General features: G+C 65.8%; 7 protein-coding genes. All 7 read left to right on the forward strand.

Features of this window, described 5'->3' with window-relative positions; genetic code table 11:
• The first annotated feature begins 43 nt into the window (after positions 1-43).
• Complete coding sequence (locus tag RJ1_RS16955; RefSeq protein ID WP_083400578.1) at positions 44-1,375, forward strand: acetyl-CoA hydrolase/transferase family protein; 1,332 nt, start codon at positions 44-46, stop codon at positions 1,373-1,375.
• 60 nt (positions 1,376-1,435) lie between these two features.
• On the forward strand, positions 1,436-2,221 hold the full coding sequence (locus RJ1_RS16960) for an SDR family NAD(P)-dependent oxidoreductase (RefSeq protein WP_061698138.1): 786 nt from the start codon (positions 1,436-1,438) through the stop codon (positions 2,219-2,221).
• A 93-nt stretch (positions 2,222-2,314) separates the two neighbouring features.
• Positions 2,315-3,592, forward strand: coding sequence for a CaiB/BaiF CoA transferase family protein (locus tag RJ1_RS16965; RefSeq protein ID WP_073361763.1), 1,278 nt, complete (start codon positions 2,315-2,317; stop codon positions 3,590-3,592).
• Positions 3,593-3,649: 57 nt separating this feature from the next.
• Complete coding sequence (locus RJ1_RS16970) at positions 3,650-4,810, forward strand: CaiB/BaiF CoA transferase family protein (protein ID WP_073361765.1); 1,161 nt, start codon at positions 3,650-3,652, stop codon at positions 4,808-4,810.
• A gap of 26 nt (positions 4,811-4,836) precedes the next feature.
• Positions 4,837-6,204 carry an MFS transporter gene (locus RJ1_RS16975; protein ID WP_073361791.1) on the forward strand — a complete coding sequence of 456 codons (1,368 nt, stop codon included), beginning with the start codon at positions 4,837-4,839 and terminating at the stop codon, positions 6,202-6,204.
• 106 nt (positions 6,205-6,310) lie between these two features.
• Positions 6,311-6,781, forward strand: a complete 471-nt coding sequence (locus RJ1_RS16980) for a MaoC family dehydratase (RefSeq protein WP_073361767.1) — start codon at positions 6,311-6,313, stop codon at positions 6,779-6,781.
• Between the two features lie 29 nt (positions 6,782-6,810).
• The coding region (locus RJ1_RS16985; RefSeq protein ID WP_143169556.1) for an AMP-binding protein at positions 6,811-7,864 on the forward strand (1,054 nt) is incomplete at its 3' end.

The following is a 7,864-nucleotide window of genomic DNA, read 5'->3' on the forward strand; positions in this document are numbered from 1 at the left end:
TGCCCCCAAGTGATCGGAGTCTCATCGGCGCACGATAGTGCCCATGAGCACTCGACAGCAGTGTCCGCGTGACCTGCAGGACCATCTCCACCCGCGCAGCACCGCCGCCGGCTTCACGGCACCCTGTGTTGACCTCCGTCAGGCGAATCCGATGGCGGACCTGCACATGGCCGACTACCTCAGGCCCGGCGACACCGTGGTGATCGGTCAGGCAACCGCGGAACCTCCGGAACTGGTCGCTCGGCTGATCGAGGTGGCGCACCAGTGTGAGCGGCTGACCGCGGTGTGCGGCTACTCCCTCAGCGATGCATGGGCGAAGGTGACTACGGGTCGGCCGAGGGTTGTCGGATATGCGGCGCATGGTGCCTTGCGGCCGTTGGCAGCCAAGGGGCTCATGGAAGTCCTGCCATGTCACTACAGCCAACTCGAGCGGCACGTCGCCAGCGGGCGACTCCCGGTCGACGTCGTGCTGCTGCAACTACCGCCGGCCGATCCGGACGGGTACCACAGCTTGGGCGCCACCATGGACTACGTGGCTCTGGCGGCGCAGTCCGCCCGTGTCGTCCTCGTGGAGATCAACGAGAATCTGCCGTCGACACGGACGAAGTGGCGGCTGCACCGCACCCAGATCACGGCCTCGATCACCACCGACCGCCCCCTCGCGGGGACGCCGTCGCGTAGACCGTCAGCAGTCGAGCTGGCTCTTGCCCGCAACGTCGCCTCCCTCATCCCGGACGGCGCCACAATCCAGCTCGGAATCGGCGCGTTGGCCGACGCGATCGCAACCGAGCTCCGCGGCCACCAGCAATTGCGGGTGCGCTCGGGCCTGGTCGGCAACTGGCTACTGGACCTGCACAAGGCCGGCTCCCTGGACACCGCGGCAGGAGCGTGTGTGACGAGCATGGCTTTGGGTGATCCCGAGTTGTACTCGTTCATCCGCGACAGCGACGCGATCGAGCTGGTGCCGACGAGCGAGCTGCTTCCCGCGGCCGCGATGGCAGAGTGCAACCCCTACGTCGCGGTCAACTCGGCACTGGAGGTCGATCTCCTCGGCCAGGTCAACTCCGAGGTGATCAAGGGGCGCTACGTCGGTGCCGTGGGCGGCCAGGTGGACACGTTCCGTGCCACCCGGCTCGCCGAATCCGGTCTCGCGATCGTCGCGATGGCGGCCACGAGCCCGTCCGGGGACACCAGCCAGATCGTCGGCAGGCTCAGTGGGCCGGTCACGTCGCTGCAGAGCGACATTGACCTCGTGGTAACGGAATTCGGCATCGCCGATCTCCGTGCGACAACTCTCCGTGAGCGCGCGGAACGCCTCATCGCGGTTGCTGCACCGGAACACCGCGCAACGATGCGGGCGAGCTACTCCTCCTGAAGCTGAAATCTATTGTCGCGGCATTGAAGTCGCGGCAACAATCTCGAAAGGCGAACATCTATGAAGCAGAACGAGCTGGCAGGGAAAGCAGCCTTCATCAGCGGCGGCACGGGCGGCGTGGGGCTCGAGGCCGGCATCCGGCTGGCGCGCGCCGGTGCCAGCGTCACCGTGACCGGGCGCACCCCCGAACGTGCTGAGGACGCACTAGCTCGACTGAAGGCGGTATCCGACGACGTCCACTTCGAGGCCGCCGACTCCGGAGACGCCGGCAGTATCGGCGCGGCCGTCGACCGGGCCGCCGCACGGAGCGGTGGCGCTCTCGACATTGTCATCAGTGCGGGCGCGGAGGGGCAGCCCGGCGCGAAACCGTTCGCGGAGATGACCCCCGAGGAGATCCAGGCGGCGTTCAACTCGCGCCTGTACCCCCGGCTCTTCCCGGTCCATGCCGCGATTCCGGCACTGCGCGTCCGGGGTGGCTCGATCGTCATGCTCTCCACCGACGCCGCACGACACCCAACCCCCGGGGAATCGGTGATGGGCGCGGCAGGTGCCGCCTACATCCTGATGACCAAAGTGTTCGCCAAGGAGTTCGCCCGCTGGCAGATCCGGGTGAACAGCGTCGCCATGACGCTCACGTCCGGCACGCCGTCCTGGGATCGCATCTTCTCCAACCCGAACTTCCAGCAGAAGCTGTTCGCGAAGGCTGCCGAACGATTCCCGCAGGGGCGGCCGCCGACGGTCGACGAGGTCGCCGACGTGGTGGCGTTCCTGGTCTCCGGCGAAGCCGGACAGATCAATGGGCAGACGGTAAGTGTCAACGGTGGGTTGTCCTTCGGCGGCTGGTGAGGCCTGACAACCACTGCGAATCCAGCCCGGGACCGACCTGAGACCGGCCTCGCGGTTCCTGCAACCGAACCACTTCACGACAAGGAGCTCGCGATGTCGAAGAACAACGACCGGGCGAACGGTCCGGCCGGCGCCGGTGACAACCTCCCGTTGACCGGTGTACGGGTTGTCGACCTGTCTCAGGTCGGGGCCGGTCCCTATGGCACTTCACTTCTCGGCGACCTCGGCGCCGATGTCATCAAGGTCGAACCCCTCGAAGGCGACAGCTTCCGGTATGTCGACAGCGCTTTCGGTGAGGGTGAGAGCGCCTACTTCTTCGGAGTCAATCGCAGCAAGCGATCCATCGCGCTGGACCTGAAGAGCGAGCAGGGCTACGAAGTGCTGACCCGTCTGGTCCGCGACGCCGACGTCTTCGTCGTCGCGTTCCGGCCGGACGCCGTCGAGCGGATGGGCATCGATTACGACACCTTGCGTGGACTCAACGACCGCCTGATCTACTGCTCTATCACCGCTTTCGGAGAAACCGGGCCCCGCGCCCACCAGCCGGGTATGGACATCCTGGCGCAGGCACTGAGCGGGTTGATGGGCGTGACCGGGGAGGTCGGTGGAGGTCCGGTGAAGGTCGGGGTTCCGATCGCCGACTTCGTCGGATCCTTCCTCCTCGGCTTCGGCGTGTGCGCGGCGCTGCGGCTGCGTGACCGAACCGGTCACGGCGACAAGATCAGCATCAATCTGCTCGACGGTCAGGTGGCGACGTTCGCGAACTACATCACGGTGTACGACAAGACGAGGGTCCCGTTCCGCCCGCAGGGAGGGGGGCATCCGCAGCTCGTGCCATACCAGCCGTTCCTCGGTTCGGATCAGAAGTACTTCGTCCTGGCCTGCCTCAGCGACAAGTTCTGGCAGAAGCTGTTGCCGATGCTCGATGAGTACGGCGACTTCCGCGACCCGAAATACCGGACCAACACCGGGCGGATCGAGCACCGCGGAGAGTTGTGTGAACGGCTGCAGACCATCTTCGACAAACGCCCAGCCGATTCCTGGTTGATCGACCTCGAAGCCGCCGGGGTGCCATGTGGCCCGATTCACCGCCTCGAGGACGCACTCGAGGATCCGCAGGTCGTCGCGAACGACGCGGTGATCAGTCTTACCCACCCGACGCACGGGAGCTACCGCGCTCCCAACAACCCCATCCGATTTGCCCACGCCGACACAGGCCCACGCGGCTACGCACCCGATCTCGGCGAACACACCGACGAGGTCCTCCGCGAGATCGGATACAACGAGGACGACGTGCTCGCCCTGCATACGAATCGGGTTGTCCGCCGCGGACCAGCCACCGTGCTGAACGCGATCCCAAATATCTACTAGTTACCGGTCCCGCCCACGGACGGGATTGAACAAGAATGCAGAAGGAGCACAACTGACATGGGACCGCTGAACGGGATAAAGGTCGTCGAGATCGGATCAATCGGTCCCGGCCCCTGGTGCGCGATGATGCTGAGCGACATGGGCGCGGAGGTCCTGCGTATCGACCGGGCCGACCACGTCGGTGCGCAGCCCGACGGTGCGCGTGCGATCGACTTCGTCAACCGGCGCGGCCGGCGCTCGGTTGCAGTCGATCTGAAGAACCCCGACGGTGCCGAGGTCGTCCTTCGGCTGGTCGAACAGGCCGACGCCCTGATCGAGGGCAGCCGGCCCGGGGTCGCCGAACGCTTGGGCATCGGCCCCGAGGAGTGCCTGGCCCGGAACCCGCGCCTGGTGTACGGGCGGATGACCGGTTGGGGCCAGGAGGGTCCGCTGGCCCAGGTACCCGGACACGACATCAACTACCTCGCGCTGAGCGGAATGCTGCACGCCATCGGGCCGGAGGGCCGTCCGGTTCCGCCGCTCAACCTCGTCGGCGACTTCGGCGGCGGCGGGATGTTGCTGGCGTTCGGGATCGTCGCGGGCGTGCTGGAGGCCTCCCGCTCGGGGAAGGGCCAGGTCGTCGACGCGGCCATGGTCGACGGAGCCTCGCTGCTGGGGTCGATGTTCCACGGGCTGCGGCAGATCGATGCGTGGCACGACCGCCGCGAGACCAACCGGCTCGACGGGGGCGCGCCGTTCTACGGAACCTACGAGACCTCGGACGGCCTGTGGGTGGCGGTGGCCGGAAACGAACCGAAGTTCTACGCGGTGCTGGTCGAGGCGCTCGGGCTGTCCCTGGACGAGCTGCCGGATCAGATGGATCAGAGCGGTTGGGCTGACACCCGCAAGCGGTTCGCCGAGATCTTCCGGACCCGGACCCGCGAAGAATGGGTGACGAGGCTGCAGGCGCTGGAGACGTGCTTCTCCCCGGTCCTGACCCTCGACGAGGCGCTCGAACACGAGCACGCCGTCGCTCGCTCGGCATTCGTCCCGCTCGACGGCGTGCTGCAGGCGGCGCCGGCGCCGCGCTTCGGGCGCACCCCGGGACAGGTCACCCTCCCGGCAGCGCGGCCCGGGGAGCACACCGACGAAGCCCTGCGCGACTGGGGATTCAACGCGAACGAGATCGCGAAACTGGCAACCACGGACGCGATCAAGCAGTCGCAAGGTACGCAATGACTCAGCACCCGAAAGGAATCGAATCGATGTCGCAGCCAGGAGACGCTCCCGGACAGGCAATACCGCCAACACCCATGAAGAAAATCGGCCCGGCCGTCGTGATCGGCACCGCGCTGGAGTGGTTCGACTTCTTCCTCTATTCGTCCATGGCCGCGCTGGTTTTCGGGCAGGTGTTCTTCCCGTCGAGCAACTCCGCCGGGAGCACCTTGGCTGCATTCGCCACGTTCGCCGTCGGGTTCTTGGCCCGTCCGCTCGGCGGGGTCGTCTTCGGCATCATGGGCGACAAGATCGGTCGCAAGACAGTGCTCTCGCTCAGCCTCTTGATAATGGGAGGAGCCTCGGGTCTGATCGGTCTGTTGCCCTCCTACGCAACGATCGGAGTCGCCGCACCGGTTCTCTTGGTGATTCTTCGGGTGATTCAAGGATTTGGTGCGGGCGCCGAGTTCGGGAGCGCCATCGCCGTGTCCTACGAGCATGCCGGTGCGAAGACCCGGGGCCGGTACACCTCGCTTCCTGCGCTCGGTGTCCAGATCGGACTGCTGGCTGCCTCATTGTCGGTTACCGCAGTCACCAGCTTCGGCGACGAGTTCCTGTACAGCTGGGGCTGGCGAATCCCTTTCATTGCCAGCTTCGTGCTCGTCGGAGTCGGTTATTGGATACGCCGTAACATGCCGGAGACCCCGGAATTCGAGCGTGTTGCAGCGGATCGACCCCAACGTAGGAGCCGCAAGATCTTCGGTGATCTGCTGCGATCCGATTGGCGTGGGCTATTGGTTGTTGCGGCAGTTTATGCGGGCTACGCGGCGATTTCCTACACGTTCAAGACGTTCTCGCTCTCCTACCTCAGTGAGTTCCAGGATGTGCCGGCGAACGTGGGGTCGTTCGGCGTCGCATTGGCCAGCGCGGTGGCAATTGCCGTGGTGCCCCTGGTGGGCAGGCTGTGTGACCGGGTCGATATCCGGCGGATCATGCTGTTCGCTGCTGTCAGCGTTCTGTTGATTGCATTCCCGATGTTCTGGGTGCTCGATACCGGAAAGCCAGTATTCATCTGGGCCATCTTGATCCTCGGCACCGGCATCCTGGCCCCGATCATGATCGTGGCATCGAGTCCTTTCATGGCACAGCAATTCCCCACCGACGTGCGAGCCTCGGGTCTCGGGGCCGGACGCGAGGTCAGTGGTGCCATCGCGGGCGGTCTCGCCCCGCTGGCGGCCTTGACGATCGTCACCCTCTCCCCTGGACACGCCACCTGGGGTGTCTCCCTCCTGCTCATGGCATGTGCGCTGCTCGTCGTCCTCGGTGTGCTCTTCGACCAGAAGAAGCGCGTACTGGCGCGGAGCGGTACGAACTCGAGCCGTGAGAGCTCCGCCGAAACGGCCAGTGAACGGGTTTGAACCCCATGGTCGTGAAAACACTGTTACCGCAACACATAGTGCGCAACCCGCGCACTTCGTACCGACACCGGCAGCAGCGGTGCTGCCGAAATCGAAAGGACTTCCCATGCCCGGTCTGTTTTTTGAAGAGCTCGAGCCGGGTGCCGTGATTGATCACCCGACCCGCCGCACCGTGACGGAGACGGACAACGTTCTGTTCAGCACGATGACGTTGAACCTGGCGCCGTTGCATTTGGATGCGGAGTACAGCAAGGGTTCGATCTACGGGCAGCGTCTGGTCAACAGCTTGTTCATCCTGGGACTGGTCTCGGGTATTTCGGTGCCCGAGACCACGCAGGGCACCACCTTGGGCAACCTCGGCTACGAGGACGTCAAGTTCCCCAAGCCGGTGTTCCATGGTGACACCATCCGGGTGCGCACCGAGATCCTCGAGAAGCGGGAGTCGAAGAGCCGTAACGACTCCGGCATCGTTCAGTTCCGTCATTACGGCATCAACCAGCGTGACGAGGTGGTGTGCGAGTGCCGCCGGTCCGGTCTGATGCTCAAGCGCACGGCGGCGGAATCGGTCAGCGCGTAACCGGTCGCACGCGTCGAGGAGGAACGGGTATGACGAAGAGTCAGCAGGACGAGACCGCGCAGCGGTATGCGTGGATGCCGAGTGAGACGGTTGTCGAGCGCAGCCGGTTGCTGTCGGCAATGCGGCGCTGGGGACACAGGACCATCGACGAGCTGAACCGGTCCGCGGCTGCAGACCCGGAACGGTTCTGGCGAAATGTCGTCGAGGATCTGCAGATCACGTTCGACGCACCGTTCGATCGGGTCCGTGACGAGTCCGGCGGCAGGCCGTTCCCGCGGTGGTTTCCCGGCGGGCACGTCAATGTCGGGAACCTGTGCGCGCACCGGCACGCTGTCGGCCAACTCGTGGACAAGACGGCGGTGGTCTACGAGGGGGACAGCGGTCAACGGCGCACGTTGACCTACGCCGAACTGGACCGTGCGGTGCGGCGGTTCGCGGCGAACCTGACCCAGCTCGGCGTGGCGCGCGGGGATCGGGTGGTGCTGTTCGTCCCCGCGGTCCCGGAGGCGGTGGTGGCGTTTCTGGCGATCGCGATGATCGGAGCGATCTCGGTGCCCACCTTTACCGGATACGCGCCGGATGCGCTGGCCACCCGGCTGCAGGATTCCGAGGCGGTCATGCTGATCACGGCGGACGGCACGACGCGGCGCGGCAAGCCGGTGCCGATGAAGGAGACCGCGGATCAGGCGCTCGAATCGGCGCCGTCGGTCCGCACCGTCGTCGTTCTCCGTCACCTCGGTACCGATGTGGCGATGCGCGCGGGCCGCGATGTCTACTTCGACGCCCTGGACCCGAACCCGGCACCGGTGCAGACCGCGCCGACCGAGGCGAATGACCCGCTGACCATCGTGTACACGTCCGGGACGACGGGCCGACCGAAGGGCATTGTGCACTCGCACGGCGGTTTCGGGGTGAAGGCGGCGGTGGACTTCGCGTACGGTTTCGACGTCCACGCCGACGATGTGGTTTCCTGGATCACCGACCTCGGCTGGCTGGTCGGCCCGCTGCTGATGACCGGGCCGCTGCAACTCGGTGCCACCATCGTCATGGTCGAGGGCCTGCCCACCTACCCGACCGCGGACC

The sequence above is a fragment of the Rhodococcus jostii NBRC 16295 genome, from assembly GCF_001894825.1.
Taxonomy (GTDB): Bacteria; Actinomycetota; Actinomycetes; order Mycobacteriales; family Mycobacteriaceae; genus Rhodococcus_F; species Rhodococcus_F jostii.